We start from the raw sequence: 22,268 nt of genomic DNA on the forward strand, positions 1-22,268 counted from the left end.
GCGCGCGGGCGCGCGCCTGCGTTCGCGCGCACGCAATCGCAGGCGCGCGCCCGCGCGCGAGACGCCACCCCTACCCGCCAGTACGAATGCCTCCGATCCCCGGCCGGAAAGAATGATCATGATCAAGGCTGTCATCCGTGACGTCGCCGGACCGCTCGTCCTCCTGGGCCTGTCCGGCGAGAACGTCACCCGCCTCATGGCCGGCGAGCCCATCGCCGTCAACCTCGCCCAGCTCGGCCTGCCACCCCTGCGCATCGCCCTCACCGCAGGCCGCACCGAAGCCGACATCATGGATCAACTCGAACAGCAGTACGGGCCGCTGCCGTTCACCTGCCCCCGCTGCCGACGCGCCTCCCGCCACCCCGACGACAAGCGCTACGGCTACTGCGGCCACTGCCACGCCTACACCGGAGCCCCGTCATGAAGCAGCCCGCCACCGAAGACCTCGCCGCCGTCCGTCAGCAACTGCGCGAAGAGATCAGCGAGGCCCGCGGCGCCCTCAAAGACCTGCATCGCGAGATCCGGGCCGCACGAGAGGCCGCCGAGACCGTCCGCACCGTCGCCGCCGAGCTCGCCGAGACCCACGTCCGTCCCCTCCTGGAGGCCGAGGTGGTCCGCCAGGTCGACCTCCTGCGCGAGGAGACCAGCGGGCAGATGCGCAAGTCCGTCGCCAAGGTGATCGCCGAGTTCGACACGCTGCGCGATCTCCTCCTCGGGGTCCAAAGGCCCGCCGACAGCCGCGAGGAACGCTCCATCCCCGAGCTCCTGCAGGACCCCGCGATCCTCGCCCGCGCACAGCGCAAGATCCGCGAGGCCGACCGTGGCTAGCTGCCCCATCTGCCCCCGCACCACGCCCGACGGACAGCACCTGTGTCTCGTCCACTCCGGGGAACTCCGTGCCTGGCTCGCCGAACTCCCGCGCCAGGCACGCCTCTTGGCCGAGTTCCTGACCCCCTCGGCGAGCCCCGCAGCCAGCCGGATCGGCGGCACGGGCCGAGCGACCGCCCCCATACCCGTCGACCTCCGCGTCCTGGTCCTCCTCGGCCCCGGCCACGCCGACCCGCCCACCGGCCCCTCCGCCGACGAGGACAGCGACGACACCGTCCCCATCCTCGCCCTCCTCGGCGCCTGGGCCGGCCACATCGCCTACCACTACCCCTCCGTCGGCTGGCACCCCCACCGCGACCCCAACGCCACCCTCTACGTCCTGCCCTGCGAACAAGCCCGGCCCGCACACGGCGAGACCATCACCGGCTGGTGCACCTGGCTGGTCGCCTACCTGCCCTTCGTTTTGAGCCTGCCGGTCGCCGTCGACCTGCACCGGGGCCTCGGCGACCTCATCCACCGCATCCGCAACCTCACCCACGACGTCCCCCACGACCATCCGCAGGCCGCCAACTGCCCTGCGTGCAAAGCCTTCGCGCTCGTACGGACCGACGGCATATGGGCCATCCACTGCCGAGCCTGCGGCCACCGCCTCGAACCCGACGCGTACGACGTCTACGCCGCCGCCGTCCTGCACGCCGTCCAGACCGACCAGGCGTCAACCCTTCCGTTGCTGCCCACGTCGCACGGACGATCCGGAAGGATGAGCGCATGACGCCGCGCGAGAGTGGAGCCACCGTGCCGACGATCTGGCGCGGCCCCGAGGACCTCCACTGGGAGGAAACCGGCGAGCGCTTCGACGAAACAGCACGCCAGTGGATGTTCGAATTCACCCCGGCCGTGCAGGACCCCGAAACCGGGCGCTGGGCAGCCACCGACTGCGGCGAACCCATCGAAGTGCCCCTACCGCGACGGCAGGAGGCGTACACCGAGGTCTCCGACGACCCGCTCGCCGAGCCCCGCATCGCCCGCCTCCACACACTCGTCACCGCACTGCTGGCCGACTACGAGACCCAGACCAGCCGCCCCCACCCGGCCACCGACGAGCTGCGCACCGCCCTCGAAGACGTCGCCCACATCCCCAAGCGTGAAAGTCGCCGCCGCCACGCCGCCGTCTGGAACGCCCGCAGACGCTGACCACATCACGTTGTCGTACCCCTGTGCCACACTGACCCCGCGACCGCATCACACGGCCCGCCACGACCCCCGTCGCGGCGGGCCGCCCGCGTTTCCACTGGACAAGATCGGCACTTAGCGTGAACATGGGGCCAGCGCCACTCGTGTGTCCACTCCACGGAACTCGCATCCCACCACCACACCTGCAGCCCCGGACCACCCCCCGGTCCGGGGCTGCAGCATCTCCACGGGCAGGAGGGCGCGCATGGCCGACCAGCTCTACACCGGCACCCAGGCCGCCCAACTCGCCACCCGCTGGCGACGCCAGCTCAGCGCCGACGCAGCCGCCGTCACCCCCAGCGCCATCTGCAACTGGCGCACACGAGGCCACCTGAAGGTCAGCGGCCTCGACGAACACGACCGACCGCTCTACGCCCTCGCCGACATCGCCCTCGCCGAGAAAGCCACCCGAGGCCGCGCCCTGCGCCTGGTCGGCATCGGCGCCCCGTAAGCCCTGCGGTGCTAGCCGTGACGCACCATAGGGGCATGGCAAAGAAGATGCAGAACCTGGGAATCGGCGTAGCGCTCGGGGCGGTCTGCGGGCAGGCTCTTGCGCACGCTGCTGAGGCCGATCGGCTTGGAAACAGCTACCGCGAACTCGCCCTCGCCCTTGGCGTTGAATCTCACATCGCTGAGACCATCTTCGACGGGCTCCGGCAATCGCCTCAGTGGGCTCACCTGAACGATCAGGCCATCTACGAAGAGGCAAGTCGCGGTTTGCGCGAGGTCTGGGCCAGACAGCCTTGACGCTGCCTGCCCGCGCCGCCGCCAGACCTACTCGCGGCCCCGCCGCCATGGCCGGCCATCGCCGCCCGGCCGCACCGTCACCTCCGGCACCTGCCCCGACCGACGCGCTCTCGTCGTTCCAGCCACCGCGCCCGCCATCAGGCACACAGCGGGCAGCAACAGCAGCCACCACTGCGTGATGACGGCGGCCAACACCAGGACCAGACCGACGGCGACCACTCCGAGCGCCCAGTCCGAACGTCCCTCAGCCACGGCAACCCCCTCCAGTTGTAGGCGCAGCACGATACGGAGGGAGACGCCGATGCCCAAGTCCCAGCGCTGGCGCGTCTGCTCGGTCCCTCGCTGCCCCGAGTACACGCAGCACGGCAAGTGCGACCAGCACCGGCGCGAGGCCGAGCAACAGCGAGGCAGCGCACGACAGCGTGGCTACGACCACGACCATGAGACGCGCTTCCGCAATCCCGTCCTCGTACGCGACCCGACGTGCGTGTGCGAGGACCAGGCCCACGGACACAGCCAGCCCTGCGGCCAGCCCTCCCGCCACGCCGACCACCACCCCCTCGACCGCCGCGCCCTCGTCGCCGCCGGCCTCGACCCCAACGACCCGCAGCACGGGCGCGGCCTGTGCGGCCCGTGCCACAGCAGGCACACCGCACGCGAGCAGCCCGGAGGATGGCACCGATGACCGGCAACGCACGGTTCGGACAGACCAGCGCGGACGCATTGGCCGCGATGAACAGCGGTGCTGAGCATCTGCGTCGCGCCATGACCGACGATGATCTGCGCTACGCCGGCGTCACCATGGCCGTGCATCGTCTCTACGCCGACCTGGAGCAGGAGATCGGCAAGACCCGCCGCGGGCGGCTCGCCCTGCGCCTGGCTGCACTGTGGTCACGGCTGAGCGCACCACGGAGCAGACGGTGAGCGGCACGCGGCCGATCGGTGACGCGCTCGACGCGCTCGGGATCGAGGCCACCCTCGACGACGGAGAGCTGGTGGCCGGCGCCATCGTCCTGCTGAAGGTCATCGACACCGACGGCGACATACGGCTGAGCATGGCCTACTCCGACGGCCTGGGCTGGATCGAGCGCGCGGGCATGATCCATGTCGCCGAGGTCATGGAGGGACAGTCGACCGGGCCTGCCAGCGACGATGAGCCGTGACACAGAGTGACACCGGGCCATGATCACCCTGGGGGGTGACCCCCGATCAAGATCGTCTGGGGGACCGCCGGGGAGGGCGCTCTCTGTCTGTACGGGTCTGGGAGGCCCGCAGACCGCGCCCAAACACCACGCACCGTAACCATGTCCGGCCGCAACGGCCGGGCAACCGACGACGTGCCGCAACGGCACCGTGGGGGTGATCGGCATGGCCGGAATGGGCCCTGCCCCGAAACCCAACGCCCGGAGGCGCAACGCCACCGTGGCGATGGTCGAACTGCCCGCCGCTGGCCGCGAGGGCGCAACGCCGCCGTGGCCCCTGCTCGCCGACATCGTCCTGTCGACACAGCGGGACACGGCCCAGCGGGCGGCCGATGAACTGGAACTGTCCCTGGCCGAGCCGAACCTGACCGGCCGCCGCCGGACCACCGTGCAGCGCAAGGCTGACGCGGCCCGGGAGGCAGCGGCCATCCTCACCGCCCAGCTCGCCGCGCAGGACCGGGTGGAGGCCGAGCTGTGGGGCCAGCTCTGGGCGCTGCCGCAGGCTGTCGAGTGGGAGCGCGCCGGCTGGACTCGGGAGGTGGCGCAGTACGTCCGCTGGAAGGCCCGCGCCGAGCAGGGCGACCTGGACGCGTCGAGGGAGGCCCGACAGATGGCGGACCGTCTCGGCCTGTCCCCGCTCGCGATGCTGCGGCTGCGCTGGAAGGTGTCTGCGGACGACACCGAGGAGCGTTCCTCGCGGCCTCGTCGACGGGCGGCGACCACTGGCCGACGGCCGGACGATCCGCGGGCCACTCTGCACGTGGTGGAGTGAGCCGTGGGCGTCCTGATGGTCCCCGCGCCGGACGCCGAGCCCTGGCCGACGCTGGGACCGCAGGTGTGCGACCTCATCGAGGAGCGGGCCGTCCACGGTCCGGGCGCCCTGCGCGGCCGGCCGTATGTCCTCGACAAGGAGAAGCGGGGGCTGATCTACCGCTGGTACGAGGTGTATCCGCAGGGCCATCCGCGTGCAGGGAAGCGCCGCTTCAAGCGCGTCGGTCTGTCCGTACGGAAGGGGACGGCGAAGACCGAGCTGGCCGCCGCGGTGGCGTTCGCCGAGCTGCACCCAGACGGTCCGGTGCGCTGCGACGGGTTCGACGCGGACGGCGAGCCCGTCGGCGTCCCGGTGTCGGACCCGTTCATCCCGATGGTCGCGTACACCGAGGAGCAGACGGAGGAACTGGCGTACGCGGCCCTGTACGTGATGGTCATGGAGGGGCCCGACGTCGACCTGTTCGACCCGGGCCTGGACCGCATCATGCGGTGGGGCGGCTCTGGGAAGGCCGTCCCGCTGGCGTCCTCGCCCGACTCCCGTGACGGTGCCCGTACGACGTTCCAGCACTTCGACGAGACCCACCGGTTCACGCTGCCTCGCCACCGGGGCGCGCATCAGACCATGCTGGCGAACATCCCGAAAATCATGATGTTCGACCCGTGGTCGCTGGAGACGACGACCACGTACACGCCCGGCGAGGACAGCGTCGCGCAGGGCACACACGAGTTCGCCGAGCTGATCGCGGCCGGTAAGTCGAAGGACCGAACGCTGTTCTTCTTCCACCGGGAAGCGGCCCCGCGGCCCGATGAAGACCTCTCGGACGATCAGCAGATCCGTGCCGCGGTCCGCGAGGCGAGCGGTCCCAGCATCGCGGCCTGGCCGGACTTCGAGGGCCAGGTCGACGCGATCGTCTCGCTGTACAACGCGCCGGACACTGACCGGGCGTACTGGGAACGTGTGTGGCTCAACCGGCGCGTGCAGGCGGGCCGTCAGGCGTTCTCCGTCGACCGGTGGAAGGAACTGGCCCGGCCCGATCAGCCGCTTCCGCCCAAGGGCGAGAAGATCGTGATCGGGTTCGACGGCGCCCAGTTCCGCGACGCCACCGCCCTCATCGCGACGCACCTCGCGACCGGGTTTCAGTGGTCGCTGGGCATCTGGGAGTGCCCGCCCGGCGCCAACGACCCCGGCGGCGAAGGCTGGGAGTGCCCCGAGGACGAGGTCGACGCCGCCCTGGTCGAAGCGTTCGGCACATGGGACGTGGTCCGTCTGTACGCCGATCCGCCGTACTGGGAAGGCATGATCAGCCGCTGGAAGGGCCGGTGGGGCGACAAGCGGGTCACCGAGTGGTGGACGAACCGGCTGAAGGCGATGGCGTACTCGCTGAAGGCCTACAAGGGCGCCATGCAGTCCGGTGCCCTCACCCACTCCGGTGACCCGGTCTACGCCCGGCACATCGCCAACGCCCGCCGGAAGATCCTCAAAATGCTGGACGAGCAGGGCCAGCCCCTGTGGGTGATCGAGAAGGAACGTCACCAGAGCCCCTTGTCGATGGACGGCTCGATGGCTGGCTGCCTGTCGTGGGAGGCCTACCGCGACGCGATCAAAGCAGGCCAGAACAAGCTGAAGAAGAAGGCCGCCATGGTCGTGATGTGAGAGGAGCGACCGGTGGACCTGAACCTGAGCGAAGAGGACTGGGCGACCTACCTCTCGCGCAGCCACGACTTCGAGCTCCAAGAGCTCCAGGAGTACAACGCGTACTACGAAGGCACACAGCCTCTCTCGTACATGCACCCGGAGCTGCTGAAGGAGATCGGCGAACAGATCCGCCAAGTAGTCATCAACTGGCCCCAGTTGGTCATCGACGCGATCGAGGAACGGCTCGACGTCGAGGGATTCCGGTACCCGGACACGGACTCCGCCAGTGACGAGTTGTGGAGGATCTGGCAGGCCAACGGCATGGACGAGAAGAGCCAGCAGGCTCACACCGACGCGCTCGTCATGAAGCGGTCGTTCCTCGTCGTGGGTTCGAACCCGAAGGACGCCACCACACCGCTGGTGACTGCCGAGTCGCCGTTGCAGATGTACGCGGATTTCGACCCGGCGACCCGCCAGATCCGAGCTGCTCTGAAGCGGTACAACGAGATCGACCCCCTCACCGCGGCAGTCCGCGACCGGTACGCCACCCTCTACCGGCCCGACGCCACCGTGCACTTCAAGTCCGGCGGCCCGGGTACCTGGACAGTCATCGACCGCGACGACCACAACGTGGGCGAGCCGCTTGTTGCGGTGTTGGCCAACCGCGGCCGGCTGCTGGTCCCTGGTGGCCAGTCAGGGCTGAAGGTCGTTCTGCCGGTCTCGGACGCGGCCTGCAAGATGGCCACCGACCTGATGGTGGGCGCCGAGTTCCATGCCCTCCCGCGCCGGGCTGCTTTCGGTTTCGACGAGGAGGACTTCGTCGACGTCAACGGCAAGCAGTTGTCGGTGTGGTCGCGGCTGGCGGGCCGCATCTGGTCGACCTCGAAGACCCGCAAGGAGGACGGGGCCGACGTCGTCCAGTTCCCGGCCGCTGACCTGGCCAACTTCACCGGCACTATCGAGTTCCTCGCTCGGATGGTGGCCGCGCTCGCCGCCCTGCCGCCGAACTACCTGGGCCTCAGCGCAGACGATGCCGCCTCTGCCGACGCGATCCGCTCGCGCGAGACCCGGCTGGTCAAGCGGTGCGAGCGTACGCAGAAGCCTTTCGAGGCTGGCCATGAGCGGATGAACCGGCTGGTCATGCGGATCGTCGAAGGCGACTGGGACCCGCGCCTGCTGCGCTTGGAAACGCTGTGGCGGGACCCGGCCACACCGACGTTCGCGCAGAAGGCGGACGCCACGGTGAAGCTCGTGCAGGCCAACATCATCCCGGTGGAGCAGGGCCGCGAAGACCTCGGCTACACGGCCGTGCAGTTGGCCCGGATGCGGGAGATGGACGATCGCGCCCTGGACCGGGCCATGGCCGGCGACTTCGCCGCCGGGTACGGGCCGAAGCCTCCGAGCGAACCGCCCACGCCGGCTGACCCGTTGCCCGCACCCGCCGATCCAGTACCTGCGGGGTAAGCCGTGGTCGACACACTCACGCGCTCGATCGCGCTCGCTCAGTACCGGCGTCAGCAACTCATCGTGCGGCGGGCCGTCACCCGCGTGCAGACGCTGTGGAGGGAGATCGACCGGGGCGACATCAGCGGGTCGTGGCAGCAACTGTCACCGCTGCTGGTGGGCGCCGTCACGGACGCGCAGACGCAGGCGGCCCGGCTGGCTGACCCGTACCTCGACGACGTCCTGTCCGCCGAAGACGCAGACCCGGCCGCCGCTGGCCGCGTCGTCCCGGGCTCGCTCGCCGGGATCGCATCGGACGGCCGGCCGCTCCTTTCTCTGCTGTACCAGCCGGTCATCGACTGGAAAGTTCGGCTGCTGGCCGGGCAGTCCGGCGACGACGCGTTCCGAGGGTCGCTGGCGAGCGCGCTGCGGATCACCTCGACTCAGGTCGCGGACGCCGGGCGCGGGGCGACCAGCGTGGCCATGGCCGGCCGCCGGACCATCCAGGGTTACGTGCGGGTGGTGCAGCCGCCCGCCTGTGGCCGGTGTGTGATCCTGGCGGGCACCGAGTGGGGCTGGAACAAGGGTTTTCAGCGGCACCCTCGCTGTGACTGCATCCACCTGCCGACGACGCTGATCGCCCGCAACCAGCACCGGGGCGGCCTGCGTGGCGACTCTTTCTCGCCGACGAACCGGCCGGGCAGTGCGGAGCGCGGGTTCATCAGCCCGCGCGCCTACTTCAACGGCCTGTCCCGGATGGAGCAGGACCGGGTGTTCGGCGAGGCCGGGGCCCGGGCAATCCGGGAGGGCGCGGACATGGCGCAGGTCGTCAACGCCCGGCGCGGCATGTCGACGATGACCGCCTACGGCCGCCGCGTGCAGGCCACAACGGAGGGCACGACCCGGCGCGGCGCCTTCTACCGGCAGGAACGGGCACGCGCGGTCGCGGCCGGTCAGACGACGGCAGCGAACTTCCGCCTGCTGACGCCCCGCCTGATGCCCGAAGAGATCTTCCGGCTCTCCCAGAGCCGGGACGAGGCGCTGGCCATGCTGCGGCGCTTCGGCTATCTGACCTGACCCCGGCGCAACGCCGACGGTCACCAACTCCTGCAACGGGAGCAGCAATGAGCACACCTCCGGCCCCGACCATCCCTCCGGCCCCGGCTCCGGGCAACCCGCAGCCGCCCGCCGGACCGCCCGCGCCGCCAACGCCTCCGGCCCCCGTCTCACAGCCGCCCGCACCCGGGCCGGTCCCGGGACCGCCCACGGGCGGTAAGCCGGCCGACGATCCGGCCCTGGGGCCGGAAGGGGAGAAGGCGCTCGCCGAGTGGAAGACCCGGGCCAAGGAAGCCGAGCAGCGGGAGAAGGAACAGGCGGCCCGGCTCAAGGAGTTCGAGGACCGCGACAAGACCGAGGCGCAGAAGCAGGCGGAGGCGTTGCAGGCGGCCACCGAGCGCGCCGAGCAGGCCACCCGGCTCGCCGTCAGCTCCCAGGTCGAGGCCCTCGCTGCGGGCCGCTTCCAGGACCCGCAGGACGCGGTGACCGCTCTCCAGAGCGGCACCTTCGTCACGGCGGACGGCACGGTCGACCGGGCTGCCATCACGGCCGCGCTGGACAACCTGCTCACTCAGAAGCCGCACTGGGCGGCGACCGGGTCCCGCACTCCTCGCCCGGACCCCTCGCAGGGCCCGCGGCCGGGCGGCACCCCCGGGGGCATCGACCAGCAGATCGCCGAAGCCAAGGCCAAGGGCGACTGGCGCACGGTGCTGTCCCTGGAGAACAGCAAGCTCGCCAACGTCAAGAACTGATCATCCGGGCAGGCGGTACGCCGTGCCCCGCACCCTAAGGAGCCCCCATGGCTGGGAGCATCACTGCCCTGGGCACGACGTACAACCTGCCCAACTACACCGGCGTCCTCCACCAGCTCACCCCGGACGACACGCCCTTTTTCTCCGCGATCGGCGGCCTGACCGGCGGCGGTCAGACGTCCGCGAAGGAGTTCGAGTGGCAGACCTTCGACCTGCGCAGCGCCGGTCAGAACACCGCCCTTGAGGGCGCCGACGCACCGACCGAGCAGGAGCGGGTCCGCGGGTCGATCGACAACATCTGCCAGATCCACCACGAGACTGTGGGCGTCTCGTACACCAAGCTCGCCGCGGTCGGCGCGCACTCCGGCCTGAACATCGAGGCGACCAACCCGGTCCGCAACGAGCTGGACTGGCAGGTCGAGCAGATGCTCAAGCAGATGAACCGCGATGTGGAGTGGTCGTTCATCAACGGCGTCTACCAGAAGCCGACCGACAACACGACCAACCGCAAGACCCGCGGCATGATCCAGGCCATCACCACCAACGTGACGAACGCCGGCAGCGCGCTCGGCTCGGCGGCGGGCGCGATCAGCACGGACGCGTTCACGCTCGCCGCCCATGGCCTGGTGGCCGGCGACCAGGTCACCCTGGACACCATCGTCAGCCTGACGGGCATCAGCGCCGACACCGTGTACTACGTCGTCACCGCGACCACGAACACCTTCAAGCTGGCGGCCACCAAGGGCGGCGCGGCGATCGACCTGACCGGGGCGGACGGCACCGCCAACGTCACCAAGCTGGTCGCCGTCTCCAAGGCCGCCATCGACGGACTGCTCCAGATCGTCTACGACAACGGCGGGATCATGGAGTCGGAGACCGCGACGCTCGTCGTCGGCTCGACCTCAAAGCGCGGCGTCACCGACGCCTACGCCAACGCCTACGGCAAGTACCAGGAGACCAGCCGCAACGTCGGCGGCGTCAGCCTCCAGACGATCCAGACCGACTTCGGCGTGCTGAACATCATGCTCGACCGGCACATGCCCCGGCACAAGATCATGGTCACGTCGCTCGAAGAGTGCATGCCGGTCTACCTGGAGACCCCCGGCAAGGGCCACTTCTTCGCCGAGCCGCTCGCCAAGACCGGCGCCAAGGAGCGCACCCAGATCTATGGCGAGGTCGGCCTCAAGTACGGCAACGAGCGCAAGCACGGCCTGGGCACAGGCTTCGTCGCCAGCCTGTAGAAGGGGAGGAAGACGGTGGCACTGGCAACTCTCGCAGACCTGGAGGACCGCCTCGGCCGTGACCTGACGGCCGAGGAGGAACGTCGGGCCACCGCCTGGCTGGCCGACGCCGAGGCGCTCATCCTGAAGCCGTTCCCGCAGTACGCGACCACGCCCACGGCCATCTCCAAGAAGGTGTGCTGCGCTATGGTGCTGCGGGTGCTGACCAACCCGGACGGCAAGCGCCAGGAGTCCCTGGACGACTACTCGTACACCGTCGACTCATCCCGTTCGCGCGGCGAGGTGTACCTGTCCGACGACGAGATGGAGGAGCTGAGGCCGCCGAAGAAATCGGCGTTCAGCATCGTCCCGGGCGCACCCGTCGAGGAGTCGTGAACGTCGACGGCGTGCTCGCCGCCGGGCAGGCGGCGGCCGAGGCCCGGATGCGCGACACCGTCCGCCTCTACACCCAGGGCGCCGATGTCTTCAACCGGACCACCGGCACCACGGTGCCTGGCCCGAGGACGACGCTGTACGAGGGCAAGGGGCGCATCAAGCCGATCGGGCAGAGCGGCGGCCAGGACGCCCCGGCCGGCGAACGCGAGGTCCTGCTCCGGGAATACGAGGTATCGCTGCCCTGGGCGACAGCTCTCCCGGGCGGCACCCGGGTGCTGCCCGGCACACGGATCGAGGTCCTCGCCTCGCCCGACGCCCGCATGACGGGCCTCGTCCTGTGGGTCGTCGCAGCCCAGTTCCATGACCAGGCGACAGCCTGGCGGATCAGCACGGAGGACAGGTCATGAGCGCACGTTTCGACATGCGCGACGTACGGCGCCTGGAGCGCCATCTCGCGCGCAGCATCCCCCGCGTCCGCAAGGACGCCAGAGCGATCACCAGGCGTGGCGCCCTCAACGTCAAGAACAACTGGCGGGCCAACGCCCGGCAGACCAGCGGGAAGCACGCCAAGCACTACCCGCGCACGGTCGGCTTCGACATCGCGGCGTACGGCCGGGACATCTGGATGGCGACGATCGGCCCGGACAAAAGCGGCGTGCAGGGTCCGCTGGGCGCCATCCTGGAGTACGGCTCGGTACGCAACCCCCCGCACAACGACGGCGGCCGGGCCCTGGCCGCCGAGATGCCCCAGTTCCTCGCCCAGATGGAACTGCTCGCTGCACGCGGCCTGGCCTGGTGGTGAGCCAATGGCCGTCCCCGATGTGCTGGCGCACATGGACGCCGTCAAAGCCGCCCTGGAGGCCGTCGACCTGACGGTCTACGTGGGCGGCGCGCCCACCACGGCCGGCTGGTCGCCGCCGGACAAGTTCGCCGTCCTATATCCGGACCCGGGCATGGCCGTACGGGAGTCCCTCGCCGACGCGCGCACGGATTTCGACTCGACCATGCAGGTCACGTGCGTGGGGGGAGACCCGGAGCGCGCGCTGTGGGTCACCGGGCGGGTCCGCGCCGCGCTGTCTGTCCCCCTGGCCGTTGCAGGCCGGGTCTGCTGGGCTCCCGAGGACCTCGGTGGTCCGCCCGTCGCGCGGGACGACGACGTCACCCCGCCGCTCTACTTCATCCCGGTGCAGTACCGGGTGATGTCCATCCCCGCCTGACAGGAGAGTCCGCATGGCCCTTCTCGCCCAGCAGGTCGTCGCACTGAGCGGCCTGACCCCCACGTATTCGGCCGCTGCCGCGTCCACCACGGTGACGTGCGGCGAACGCAGCTTCCTGCACGTCAAGAACACCAACGGCAGCTCGATGACGGTCACGCTCACGGCGACCGCGAAAGTGCGCGGCCAGGCCGCCGCCGACGTCGTCGTCACGGTTCCCGCGACGACCGGTGACAAGATGATCGGCCCGATCACCGCAGACCTGTTCGCCTCCGCCGCCGACGGCGTGAGCGCGGCGATCACCTACTCGTCGACGACCAGCGTCACGGTCGCCAACCTCGTCATCTGACGTTCGCGCCCCTGTCCCGCTCGCCCCGCCTGAACGGGGCTTTTTTCATGCCCTGAGGAGGGTTCCGTGTCCGATCTGATCAGCGACGGAATGACCAAAGTTGTCTGGGTCTCAACCATCGCCAACATCAACGCGCCGACCGCGGCCGAGCTGACCGCAGGCCAGGACTTCACGACCCGGGTGACCCCGGACGGACTGAAGATCGACCCCAGCACGGCGGACGTCGACACGTCCTCGCTCGCGTCGACCTTCGACACGAAGACCGTGGGCCGGGTGGGATTCGACACCGAGGTGATGTTCAAGCGCGGCACCACCGGGCCCGAGGATCTGCCGTACGCGACGCTGAAGTACGGGGTGTCCGGCTACCTGGCCGTACGCCGCGGCGTCGCCTACGCGACCGCGTGGGCGACTGGCCAGAAGGCCGAGATCTACCCCATGACCTGCGGCGAGCCGCAGAACAGCGCCCCGGCCGCGAACGAGGTCATGAAGTTCACGGCCCCGATGAAGGTCACGAGCCCGCCCGCGACCGCGGCGACGGTGGCCTGATGCCGGACATCACAGAGATCCTCAAGGCGGCGACGCCCCGGCAGCGCACGGTCAAGGTGTGCATCCGGGGCGACCTCGCCTCCGAGGTCGAGCGGCTGCGGGACGAGCTGGCGCAGGTCTCGCAGGAGTGGGAGCCGGAGAGCATCGCCGACGAGCACCCGGGCCGCAGGCTCGCTGCTCTGCTGCAAGAGGCCCAGACGGCGGCGAAGGCGGCCGAGGTGCCGTTCGTGCTGCGGTTCGTCGGCGACCGGGCGTACAACGACCTGCTGGCCGCGCACCCGTCGGAGAACCCCAACGAGCTGTTCGACGACCGGACGTTCCCGCGGGCGCTGATCGTCGCTTCGTGCGTTGACCCGACGATGACCGCCGAGCAGGCGGAGGAACTGTTCGAGACGGTCAACGTGGGTGAGCAGAAGCGGCTGTTCGACGCCGCGTGGGAGGTCCACAACGACGCGGCGTCGAACGCCTCCCCTTTCTCGTTGGCCGCCTCCGCACTCCTGGCGGGCCTTGGCGGCGAGAAGTAGAGGCCGCCCGGGCCTGGGGCGTGCCCCGCAGCGTGTTCATGGGGCGCGTCGTCGGGCCGGGTGAGCCGCTGTGGCTGCCGGAGGACCAGGCCTGGGCGCTCGCCCTGCTGGACGTCGAGGCGGACTGCTGCCCGGAGTGCAAGCAGCCGTGGGGCGAAGCCACCGACGCGAAGAACGAAGAGGGCTACCGGGTCGAGCTGATCCGCTGCCACGCCTGCACGACGTCGGCTCAGACGGTGAAGGCGTATCAGGACAGGGGCGGTCGGTCCGAGGGGCTGCACGTCCACATCGAACGGCGCCAGCAGGGGCCGACCTGACGGGGGGGTGAGCCGTGGCCACCCGTACCGTCAACGTCCGTCTGATCGCGGACGTCAACCAGTACACCCGCAACATGCGCAACGCCGCCCGGCAGACGTCGAAGCTGGCCAACGCGGGCGCCGTCGTCGGCACGGCCATGGTCGCCGCGTTCGCGGTCGCTGCCGCAGCTGCGGCCAAGTTCGACAAGGAGCTGTCGAACGTCCGCGCCGTGACAGGCGCGTCGGCAGCGGAGATGGGCAAACTCCGTGCCGCCGCGCTGGAAGCGGGCAAGACCAGCAGCTTCACGGCGACAGAGGCGGCGCGGGCGGAGGCCGAGCTGGCGCGCGCCGGCGTCACCACGGCCGACATCATCGGCGGCGCCCTGAAGGGATCGCTGGCGCTGGCCGCCAGCGGGCAGGTCGACCTCACCGAGGCCGCCGTCGTCTCCGCCCAGGCGATGAACACGTTCGGCCTGGCGGGCAAGGACGTCACGCACATCGCCGACCTCCTCGCAGCCGGCGCCAACAAGAGCGCGGCAGACGTGCACGGGCTGGCCATGGCCCTGCGCATGGGCGGTCTACTCGCCCACCAGACCGGCCTGTCCATCGAGGACACCGTCGGCGTCCTGTCCGCGTTCGCCGACCACGCACTGATCGGCTCGGACGCCGGTACCTCGCTGAAGGTCATGCTCCAGCGGCTCGTCCCGCAGTCCAAAGAGGCGCAGGCCACCATGGCCGCCATCGGTTTCAGTGCCTACGACGCGACCGGGAAGTTCGTCGGCCTGGAGGAACTGGCCCGACGGATGAAGACGTCGTTCTCGAAGCTCACGCCGGAGGCCCGAAATTCCGCGATGGCGACGATCTTCGGCGCGGATGCCGTCCGGTCGGCGACCATCCTGTACGAGCTGGGCGCCGAGGGCATCAACAAGTACGTCAAAAGCGTCGACGACCAGGGTGCGGCGGGCCGGATGGCCGCCGTCCAGACCGACAACCTGATCGGTGACCTGGAGCGGCTGCGGGGCGCGATCGAGGTCGCGCTCATCGAGGGCGGCTCGTCGGCGAACGGCGTCCTGCGCGACATGACGCAGTGGATCACCCGCCTCGTCAACCTGTACAACGGCCTCAGCCCCGAACTCCAGCACGCCGTCACCCTGTTCACCGGCATCGGCGGAGCGGCGGCCCTCGCCGGGGCCGGAATGCTGCTCCTGGTGCCGCGGATCGCGGCGACCCGGGCCGCGCTCGTCAGCATGGGCGTCACGGCGGCCCGGACCCGGGCGGCCATGATGGCCCTGGGGCGGCTCGGCAACGTGGTGATCGGCCTGACCGCGGTGAGCTGGAGCATCGACAAGATCGCCCAGCAGTTCCAGGAGACCCCGCCGAACGCCACGAAGATGGCCAACAGCCTTGTCGACCTGGCCCAGAAGGGCAAAGCCGCTGGCGAGCTGACCCGCCTGTTCGGTGATGACCTCGACGGATTCGGCGAGGCCGTCAAGCGCATCGCGCACCCCGGCGGCCTCGACCGCGTCGAGGATTTTTTCGGCACGTTCGACCCGGGAACCGACAAGGGCGGCCCTGGCCTCGACAAGGCGACCAAGAGGGTCCAGGCCCTGGACGAGGCGCTGGCCGCGCTGGTGGACGCCGGCAGCCCTGACATGGCGGCCGAGGCCTTCGCCAGGATGGCCAGGGAGGCCGAGGCGCAGGGGACGAGCACGGAGAAGCTGGGCACCCTGCTGCCGAAGTACAACGAGGCCCTGGTCGGGACCGACACTCAGAGCAAGCTGACCGCCGAGTCCCAGGCGAAGCTGGCGAAGGAAGCCGGTCTGACCGTCGACGAGTTGCAGGACCAGCGGACTGAGGCGGAGAAACTCTCGGACGCGCTGGAGGCGTTGAACGGGGGCTCCATCTCGGCGGCCGAGTCCGAGATCTCCTTCCGTGATTCCCTCAAGTCGTTGAGCGACGCGGTAAAGGAGAACGGCCACAGCCTGAGCGTGACCTCTGAGAAGGGGCGCGCCGTCAAGGGCGCTTTCCTGGACGCTGCCAAGGCCGCGATGGAGAACGCCAACGCGGTGGCCGAGCAGAAGGGCAGCCAGGAGGCAGGCCAGAAGATCCTGACGAAGGACATCCGCCTGCTCAAGGAGCAGATGGCCGCGCTGGGGTTCTCCAAAGACGCGGTCGACAAGCTCACCAGCGCCTACCTGCGACTGCCGCCGAAGGCGCCCACGAAGGTCGAGGCGAAGACCGCTGGGGCGCTGAAGGATCTGGAGGCCGTGAAGCGGAAGGTCGCCACCACCAAGGGCACGACCATCACCATGCGGGCCCCGACCAAGGAGGCCCGCGAGCAGCTCGAAAAGCTCGGCTTCAAGATCCGCAACACCAAGGGCAAGGACGTCACGATCACGGTGCCCACCGGGGGCCCGAAGCGGTCCGTTGCCGCCATCCAGGCCGCCATCGACTCTCTGCACGGCAGGGAAATCACCAACTCGGTGACCACCCTGCACAAGAACGCCTTCTATAAGGTTCCGCTGATGAAGGCAGACGGCGGTGTCGTCCAGCGCTTCGCCGGCGGCGGCACCCCGCAGGTCATCCCGTTCGGGGGCTCCGTCTCCGGCCCCGGCACGGGCACGTCGGACAGCATCCCGGCCCTGATCAGCAACGGCGAGTACGTGATCAAGGCGGACGCGGTCCGCAAGTACGGCGTGGCCATGTTCGACCGGCTCAACGCTATGCGGTACGCCAGCGGCGGCTACGCGGGCGGCGGCATCCCCAACTTCACGTACACGCCGACCGCCAGGCCGGTCCTGGGCGGCCCGTCGGACGCGAAAGCCCGCTACGACCAGGAGATCGAGGACCTCAAGAAGGCCTGGGCGGACCTGACCAAGGCACTCGCCGACGCGCGGAAGAAAACCGACGCCCTGCGAGACGCCGAGCGGAACCTCGCGCGGGTCCGCAAGTCGAAGCCGACGAAACGGCAACTGGAAGCCGCGCAGGACCGGGTGGCCCACGCCCGCAAGGCCAAGGGCGCCGCCGACGCCAAGGTCCGCCAGGAGCGCGCCGCCGTCAACGCCGCAGACGCCGAACTCGGCCTGAAGAAGGGGGCGAAGGCACCCCGCACGTTCAATCTGAAGGCGTACGAGACGCAGTTGGACGAGTCGGTGGCCGCGACTCAGAAGTGGCGCTCCAGCCTGGCGAAGATCGGGCAGCGGGGCGGCAAAGAGCTCCAGGCGATGCTGGAGGGCATGGGCGAGGAGGGCTACGCACTGGTCAACGCCCTCGCGGGGGCGTCGGACAAGCAGTTCAAGGAGATCGTGGCCAAGCTGGAGAAGACCGGCGACTTCGCCAAGGCCACGCTGAAGGACTTCACCAAGCAGCTCGGCAGCTCGACCAAGGAGAGCCAGAAGTTCGCCGCCGATCTCCAGAAACTGGCGGCGGCCGGGTTCGGGGACCTCGCCCAGGCCCTCGCCGCGCAGGGCGACCCCGCCGCCATGGCCCTCGCCTCCGAGGCCGCGGGCAACAGCAAGGCCGCGGCGGAAGCCAACAAGGCCGTTGGCAAGGCACAGTCGACGCTCACCGGCGAGGACCTCGCGAACGCGCTGGTCCTGCTGTCGACGCTGCGGGCTGCCCCGGGGCGCGGGTACGCCGACCTGATCGCGGCCGGTCTGGACACGGCGACCATCAAAGCCCTGGTCCCGAAAATGACCAAGCAGATCGGCAGCCTGCCGGAGGCGAACAAGGCCACGTTCGTACGGCAGTGGGTGGCGCAGGGCGGCAAGGCCATGGCGGCCGGCGGCATCCTCAACCGGCCCACCATGGTCCTGGGCGGCGAGGCCGGGGTGCGCGAGTCATGGATCCCGTGGAACGGCAGCACCCGCTCTCGGTCCCTGCTCGCCAAGACCGCTGCGGCCATGGGATATCAGATGGTTCCCGCCGGCCGGTACGGGGGCGGCGGCGTCTCCACTGCCGCCGTCGCCCGCGAGGTGTCCCGGCAGATCACCGTGAACCTGTACGGCGCGAAGCAGTCGACGGCCGAGCAGGCCCACGACATCGCCCGCGTCATCTCCTTCACCGGCTGAAAGGTGGTTCGGTATGCCCTACACCCCGGGCACCGTCCTGGACGGGCTCAGGGCGAGCCTGGGCACTGTGGATCTGGGGGCCGTCGACTCCGACGGAACCGCGTGGTACCTCCAGACCCTGGACGGCTGGGACAGCCCCGAGATCCGGGCGGAGTTCACCGACCGCGAGGCCGACCACGGCGCCTGGGCGTCCCCGGTCTACCTCGGCTCCCGGCCCGTCACCCTGGCCGGCACCATCGTCGCCCGGTCGCAGGACCTGCTGGAGGCGGCGATGGAGCGGCTGCGGGCGGCTGCCTCACTCACCGACACCGTGCTGACGGTGTGGGAGACGGTGTCGAAACAAGCCGCCGTACGGCGAAGCGGGAAGCCGCTCATGCAGTACGTCACGGACACCACGGCGACGTACTCGGTGATGGTGACGGCCGCCGACCCACGCCGCTACAGCACGGCCCAGCAGTCCGGCACCACCGGGCTCCCCTCCACCACCGGCGGCTTGTCCTTCCCGTCCGCGTTCCCCCTCACCTTCTCCGCGACGACCGTGTCCGGGCGGATCACCGCCGTGAACACGGGGAGCGCGGACACCCGTCCGGTCCTCACCATCGCCGGGCCGGTCGTCGCGCCGAGCATCGCCGCCCTGTACCCGGACGGCTCGGTGCGGCAACTCCTGTACTCCCTGGACCTGGTCGCCGGGGACGTGCTGACCATCGACACCGACGCGCGGACCGTGCTCCTGGGCGGCGGCGTGTCACGGCGCCGGTTCATGACCGTGTCCGGGGGCTGGCCGACCATCCCCGCCGGATCGAGCGTCAGCTACCAGTTCCAGTCGGGCACCTACAACGCGACCGCGATGCTGACCGCCGCCTGGCGCTCGGCCTGGATGTGAGGAGGCCGGGATGCCGGTAGACCCGTGGGCAATCGACACCCTGACGTTCTCCGGGCTGGAGGCCCGCAACGCGGACGCCATGCTCGTGATGAGCGACGGGACCGCGCTCGGATCCCGGTCCGGCGTACGCCCCGGCGACCCGGGCCTGACCGTCACCCTGGCCGGTACGACGATCAACTGCAGCGCGGGCGTGGCTGCGGTCGCGTACGCCGGGCAGGGCATCTACCGGGTGGCCTTTCCCTCGTCGGTGTCCCCGGGCACCTACACCGCGGCGCACGCCACCCTCAACCGGATCGACCTCGTCTACCTGCGGGTGTGGGACACCTCGGTCGACGCGTCCGGCCTCAACAAGGCGGACATCGTCTACCTGGCTGGCACCCCGTCCGGATCCCCGGTCGCGCCGACCCCGGCGGGAACGCAGATCTATGTGCCACTGGCCACGATCACTGTGCTGTCGGTGTCGAACGGCGGCACCGCCTCCGTGAGCACCGCAGTACGGCCGAACACGGTGTCCCCCGGCGGCATCCTGCCCGCGGCCACCGCGCCGAGTAACCCGTACGTCGGGCAGTACTACGACGACGGCACCGGCCTGCTGCGCTGGAACGGAACCACCTGGCGGCAGATCAACCCCTATGCCCCGGTCACCTCTCCCCAGACCAGCCAGCCCGCCAGCTTCACGGCCGGTTCCTTCACCGACTTCGCCGGCGCCAACTGGACGCCGATCACGTTCACCGTGCCGCCCAGCGGCCGGGTGTGGGTCAGCATCGGCGGGGCCGTGCAGAACACACAGTCGGGCTCGGCAACGGGCTGGATCGCCTGGCGCGCGTCGGGCGGCGTTACCGAGGCGGCGTCGGAGCTGAACGGGCTGTCGACCTGGGGCTCACGCAACTACGGCACCCGCCGCGTCCTGCGGTCGTGGACGCCCGGCGCCAGCGTGACGATCACCCCGCAGTACAACTTCAGCGCGGTCGGCGCCATCGGCGCCGTCACCCGGGCATCCGACGGGCTGCTCGCGGTCGAGCCTGTCGCGGCCACCACGTGAGCGCGCCGGTCACCCTGGCCTGGTTCGGCTGCGATCTGCAGACCGGCGGCATCATCGAGGACCTGCCCTCCCTCACCCCCTCCGGGGCACTGTCCCGGCGCCTCGGCGACACCACCACCCTGCAAGCCACCCTCGCTCTGCCCGGCGCACCCGCCGGTTGGGCGGAGGCGACGGCCCCGGGCGCCACGATGCTGGTCGCCGTCGACACCACCACCGACACCCCGGTCTGGGCGGGTGCCGTCGTGGCGAGGGACGGCGGCAGCGACCAGAGCGTGCAGCTCGGCGCGGCCACCCTGGAACGGTATTTGGACGGCCGCTACCCGGGCACCCAGACCCTGATCGGAGCCGACCAGGCCGCGGTCGTCACCGCCCTGGTCACGCCGGCCCTGACCGACGGGCCGCCGCTGGTCATCGACGCCCCTGCCACCGGTACGACGCTGGACTACCTGACGCAGGACGGCGACGACAAATCGATCCTGTCCTGTCTCCAGGAACTGATGGGGATGGACGGCGGCCCCGAGTGGACCATCGACGTCGTGTGGAACGCCGGGCACTCAGGGTTCGAGTTCCCTCTGCGGGTACGGCCCTCCATCGGCCTGCACACGGCTACTGCGGCGACGTTCGATTTTCCGGGCTGCGTCGCCGCCTACACGCTCGCCGAGTCGTACGAAGCGGGCAAGGGCGCCACCGTCGTTGTCGCGCGCGGCGAAGGCGAGGGCAGCTCACGCCTCACCTCGGTGCCACACGTGGCGACGGCGCTGATCGCGAACGGCTGGCCCCGCTGGGAATACCGTTTCACCCCCGCCACGGGCGTAACGGACCCCGACCAACTCGAAGCGCACGCCGCCCGGTCCCTGGCGCTGATGGCGCAGGGAGCCCAGGTGTGGTCCGTCGAGGCGGTCGCCTCGCGCGCCCCGCGCCTGGGCCAGGACTGGGGGCTCGGCGACAGCATCCACCTCGCCGTCGAAACCTCCCCCCGCCATCCCGGCGGTACCGACATGACGGCCCGCTGCTGGGCCTGGGAACTGGACGCCGGCGCTGACCGGGTCCGGCCGGTCCTCGTGGAGGAGAGCTGATGCCCCCGCCCCGACAGCTCGACCAGTTGCCCGCCGACGCCACCAGCCTCGCCCGCCGCCTGGTCGCGCTCGAACGGGAGGTGAAGGAGCTGCGGGCCGCCCGCCGCCTCGGCGCGGCGACCGCCAGCCTCGTCCGCCTGTACTCGGCGGACGGCACAGTCCTGCTCGCCGAACTCGCCCCCGACGACAGCGGCGGCGGGGGCTTGTGGACCCGTGGCCTCCAGAGTCCGATCAACAACTCGTCCTACCTCGGCAGCGGTGAACTCAGCTTCAGGCCCGTCGAAGACGGCCTCGTGCAGGTCCCAGGACGCGTCTACTACAACAGCGACGCGTACCAGTTCTCCGACCTGACCCTGTCCTCGGGGTCGGTCGGGACGGCCGACCACCAGGCCCTGATGCGCCTGGAATCGGTCTTCGCCGGCGGAACCCCGTACGTGTACGTGCAGGCGGAGAGCGGCGGACAGTGCGGTTTCGATGTCAGCGGGGTCCTCACTGCGGGCAGCCTTGCCTGGGGTCAGGTCTCCATCACGCCGTCCGCCGCGAACACTCCGACCTCGGCCAACGTGACCGGCCTGAGCGTCAAGGGCAGCACGTTCCTTGGCTTCGCCGTGGCCACCACCACCGCACCCGGATCGCAGGTCACCGGTGCGAGCGCCACCTCGGTCACCTCCTCTGGGCTCACCGTGTGGGTGACCCGCACCAACACGACGGCAACCAACGTGAACTGGTGGGTGATTGGACTGTGAGCGATGTGACGTTCGAACCGGCCCTCTGGTATGCGGTCACGGCCCGGGACAACAACGAGACCTGCCGCAACTACGAGCAGACATTCCCGATCAACCCGTTCTACTCGAACGACGGCGTGCACGTCAGCGTTCAGTGCGGCGTCTGCGGCCAGCCCATGGAGATCCTCACTGCTGAACTCCTCGACCCGCAGCCCGAAGTCTCCTGACCCGCCTACCCTCGATGCGAAGGAGCCCCGTG

The 22,268-nt window shown here is 70.2% G+C and carries 30 protein-coding genes; 29 read left to right on the plus strand and 1 reads right to left on the minus strand.

Annotated features, from left to right (window positions below):
• The first annotated feature begins 118 nt into the window (after positions 1-118).
• The 6 genes from AOK08_RS10990 (at position 119) to AOK08_RS11015 (ending at position 2,808) form a co-directional block, all read left to right on the plus strand.
• Positions 119-424 carry a hypothetical protein gene (locus tag AOK08_RS10990; RefSeq protein ID WP_157876644.1) on the plus strand — a complete coding sequence of 102 codons (306 nt, stop codon included), beginning with the start codon at positions 119-121 and terminating at the stop codon, positions 422-424.
• Complete coding sequence (locus AOK08_RS10995) at positions 421-828, plus strand: hypothetical protein (protein WP_055525303.1); 408 nt, start codon at positions 421-423, stop codon at positions 826-828. The genes AOK08_RS10990 and AOK08_RS10995 overlap by 4 nt, the downstream gene beginning before the upstream one ends.
• A complete protein-coding gene (locus AOK08_RS45650; protein WP_055525304.1) occupies positions 821-1,600 on the plus strand; it encodes a hypothetical protein in 780 nt (259 codons plus the stop codon). Before AOK08_RS10995 ends, AOK08_RS45650 begins: the two co-directional genes overlap by 8 nt.
• On the plus strand, positions 1,597-2,022 hold the full coding sequence (locus AOK08_RS11005; protein WP_055525305.1) for a hypothetical protein: 426 nt from the start codon (positions 1,597-1,599) through the stop codon (positions 2,020-2,022). The genes AOK08_RS45650 and AOK08_RS11005 overlap by 4 nt, the downstream gene beginning before the upstream one ends.
• 244 nt (positions 2,023-2,266) lie before the next feature.
• Positions 2,267-2,512, plus strand: coding sequence for a hypothetical protein (locus AOK08_RS11010; RefSeq protein WP_055525306.1), 246 nt, complete (start codon positions 2,267-2,269; stop codon positions 2,510-2,512).
• A 35-nt stretch (positions 2,513-2,547) separates the two neighbouring features.
• Positions 2,548-2,808, plus strand: a complete 261-nt coding sequence (locus tag AOK08_RS11015; RefSeq protein ID WP_157876645.1) for a hypothetical protein — start codon at positions 2,548-2,550, stop codon at positions 2,806-2,808.
• A 27-nt stretch (positions 2,809-2,835) separates the two neighbouring features.
• Here the strand turns inward: AOK08_RS11015 and AOK08_RS11020 are convergent, their stop codons facing one another.
• Positions 2,836-3,060, minus strand: a complete 225-nt coding sequence (locus AOK08_RS11020) for a hypothetical protein (protein ID WP_157876646.1) — start codon at positions 3,058-3,060, stop codon at positions 2,836-2,838.
• 49 nt (positions 3,061-3,109) lie between these two features.
• Here AOK08_RS11020 and AOK08_RS11025 point away from each other — a divergent pair, with 49 nt between their 5' ends.
• From AOK08_RS11025 to AOK08_RS11135, 23 genes are all read left to right on the plus strand, one after another.
• On the plus strand, positions 3,110-3,493 hold the full coding sequence (locus tag AOK08_RS11025; RefSeq protein ID WP_055525309.1) for a hypothetical protein: 384 nt from the start codon (positions 3,110-3,112) through the stop codon (positions 3,491-3,493).
• Positions 3,490-3,732, plus strand: coding sequence for a hypothetical protein (locus AOK08_RS11030; RefSeq protein WP_055525310.1), 243 nt, complete (start codon positions 3,490-3,492; stop codon positions 3,730-3,732). Before AOK08_RS11025 ends, AOK08_RS11030 begins: the two co-directional genes overlap by 4 nt.
• Positions 3,729-3,971: a hypothetical protein gene (locus AOK08_RS11035; RefSeq protein ID WP_055525311.1), complete on the plus strand. Its 243-nt coding sequence runs from the start codon at positions 3,729-3,731 to the stop codon at positions 3,969-3,971. The genes AOK08_RS11030 and AOK08_RS11035 overlap by 4 nt, the downstream gene beginning before the upstream one ends.
• A gap of 205 nt (positions 3,972-4,176) precedes the next feature.
• Positions 4,177-4,782, plus strand: a complete 606-nt coding sequence (locus AOK08_RS11040) for a hypothetical protein (protein WP_157876647.1) — start codon at positions 4,177-4,179, stop codon at positions 4,780-4,782.
• Between the two features lie 3 nt (positions 4,783-4,785).
• Positions 4,786-6,435, plus strand: coding sequence for a hypothetical protein (locus AOK08_RS11045; RefSeq protein WP_055525313.1), 1,650 nt, complete (start codon positions 4,786-4,788; stop codon positions 6,433-6,435).
• 12 nt (positions 6,436-6,447) lie between these two features.
• On the plus strand, positions 6,448-7,881 hold the full coding sequence (locus AOK08_RS11050) for a phage portal protein (RefSeq protein WP_079053971.1): 1,434 nt from the start codon (positions 6,448-6,450) through the stop codon (positions 7,879-7,881).
• A 3-nt stretch (positions 7,882-7,884) separates the two neighbouring features.
• The gene (locus AOK08_RS11055) at positions 7,885-8,937 is read left to right on the plus strand and encodes a VG15 protein (protein WP_055525314.1); all 1,053 of its coding nucleotides are present in this window, start codon (positions 7,885-7,887) and stop codon (positions 8,935-8,937) included.
• A gap of 47 nt (positions 8,938-8,984) precedes the next feature.
• Positions 8,985-9,668 carry a hypothetical protein gene (locus AOK08_RS11060; protein ID WP_055525315.1) on the plus strand — a complete coding sequence of 228 codons (684 nt, stop codon included), beginning with the start codon at positions 8,985-8,987 and terminating at the stop codon, positions 9,666-9,668.
• Between the two features lie 47 nt (positions 9,669-9,715).
• Positions 9,716-10,909 (plus strand): SU10 major capsid protein, encoded by a 1,194-nt coding sequence (locus AOK08_RS11065; protein WP_055525316.1) that lies wholly within the window; start codon positions 9,716-9,718, stop codon positions 10,907-10,909.
• 15 nt (positions 10,910-10,924) lie between these two features.
• Complete coding sequence (locus AOK08_RS11070) at positions 10,925-11,284, plus strand: Gp19/Gp15/Gp42 family protein (RefSeq protein ID WP_055525317.1); 360 nt, start codon at positions 10,925-10,927, stop codon at positions 11,282-11,284.
• Positions 11,281-11,691 (plus strand): DUF6093 family protein, encoded by a 411-nt coding sequence (locus AOK08_RS11075; RefSeq protein ID WP_241826914.1) that lies wholly within the window; start codon positions 11,281-11,283, stop codon positions 11,689-11,691. The genes AOK08_RS11070 and AOK08_RS11075 overlap by 4 nt, the downstream gene beginning before the upstream one ends.
• Positions 11,688-12,086, plus strand: a complete 399-nt coding sequence (locus tag AOK08_RS11080; RefSeq protein ID WP_055525318.1) for a hypothetical protein — start codon at positions 11,688-11,690, stop codon at positions 12,084-12,086. The genes AOK08_RS11075 and AOK08_RS11080 overlap by 4 nt, the downstream gene beginning before the upstream one ends.
• A gap of 4 nt (positions 12,087-12,090) precedes the next feature.
• Positions 12,091-12,501: a hypothetical protein gene (locus AOK08_RS11085; RefSeq protein WP_055525319.1), complete on the plus strand. Its 411-nt coding sequence runs from the start codon at positions 12,091-12,093 to the stop codon at positions 12,499-12,501.
• A 13-nt stretch (positions 12,502-12,514) separates the two neighbouring features.
• Positions 12,515-12,847 carry a hypothetical protein gene (locus AOK08_RS11090; protein WP_055525320.1) on the plus strand — a complete coding sequence of 111 codons (333 nt, stop codon included), beginning with the start codon at positions 12,515-12,517 and terminating at the stop codon, positions 12,845-12,847.
• A 66-nt stretch (positions 12,848-12,913) separates the two neighbouring features.
• Positions 12,914-13,393 carry a phage tail tube protein gene (locus tag AOK08_RS11095; protein ID WP_055525321.1) on the plus strand — a complete coding sequence of 160 codons (480 nt, stop codon included), beginning with the start codon at positions 12,914-12,916 and terminating at the stop codon, positions 13,391-13,393.
• The gene (locus tag AOK08_RS11100; RefSeq protein ID WP_055525322.1) at positions 13,393-13,917 is read left to right on the plus strand and encodes a hypothetical protein; all 525 of its coding nucleotides are present in this window, start codon (positions 13,393-13,395) and stop codon (positions 13,915-13,917) included. The genes AOK08_RS11095 and AOK08_RS11100 overlap by 1 nt, the downstream gene beginning before the upstream one ends.
• A 38-nt stretch (positions 13,918-13,955) precedes the next feature.
• The gene (locus AOK08_RS11105; RefSeq protein WP_055525337.1) at positions 13,956-14,234 is read left to right on the plus strand and encodes a hypothetical protein; all 279 of its coding nucleotides are present in this window, start codon (positions 13,956-13,958) and stop codon (positions 14,232-14,234) included.
• A gap of 14 nt (positions 14,235-14,248) precedes the next feature.
• Positions 14,249-18,283: a phage tail tape measure protein gene (locus tag AOK08_RS11110; protein ID WP_055525323.1), complete on the plus strand. Its 4,035-nt coding sequence runs from the start codon at positions 14,249-14,251 to the stop codon at positions 18,281-18,283.
• 13 nt (positions 18,284-18,296) lie between these two features.
• Positions 18,297-19,166, plus strand: a complete 870-nt coding sequence (locus AOK08_RS11115) for a phage tail family protein (RefSeq protein WP_055525324.1) — start codon at positions 18,297-18,299, stop codon at positions 19,164-19,166.
• Between the two features lie 10 nt (positions 19,167-19,176).
• A complete protein-coding gene (locus AOK08_RS11120) occupies positions 19,177-20,208 on the plus strand; it encodes a hypothetical protein (RefSeq protein ID WP_055525325.1) in 1,032 nt (343 codons plus the stop codon).
• A complete protein-coding gene (locus tag AOK08_RS11125) occupies positions 20,205-21,284 on the plus strand; it encodes a hypothetical protein (RefSeq protein WP_055525326.1) in 1,080 nt (359 codons plus the stop codon). The genes AOK08_RS11120 and AOK08_RS11125 overlap by 4 nt, the downstream gene beginning before the upstream one ends.
• Complete coding sequence (locus AOK08_RS11130; protein ID WP_055525327.1) at positions 21,284-22,030, plus strand: hypothetical protein; 747 nt, start codon at positions 21,284-21,286, stop codon at positions 22,028-22,030. Before AOK08_RS11125 ends, AOK08_RS11130 begins: the two co-directional genes overlap by 1 nt.
• 5 nt (positions 22,031-22,035) lie before the next feature.
• The gene (locus AOK08_RS11135) at positions 22,036-22,236 is read left to right on the plus strand and encodes a hypothetical protein (RefSeq protein ID WP_157876648.1); all 201 of its coding nucleotides are present in this window, start codon (positions 22,036-22,038) and stop codon (positions 22,234-22,236) included.
• The last annotated feature ends 32 nt before the right edge of the window (positions 22,237-22,268 follow it).

The organism is Streptomyces graminilatus (genome assembly GCF_001418565.1).
GTDB lineage: Bacteria > Actinomycetota > Actinomycetes > Streptomycetales > Streptomycetaceae > Streptomyces > Streptomyces graminilatus.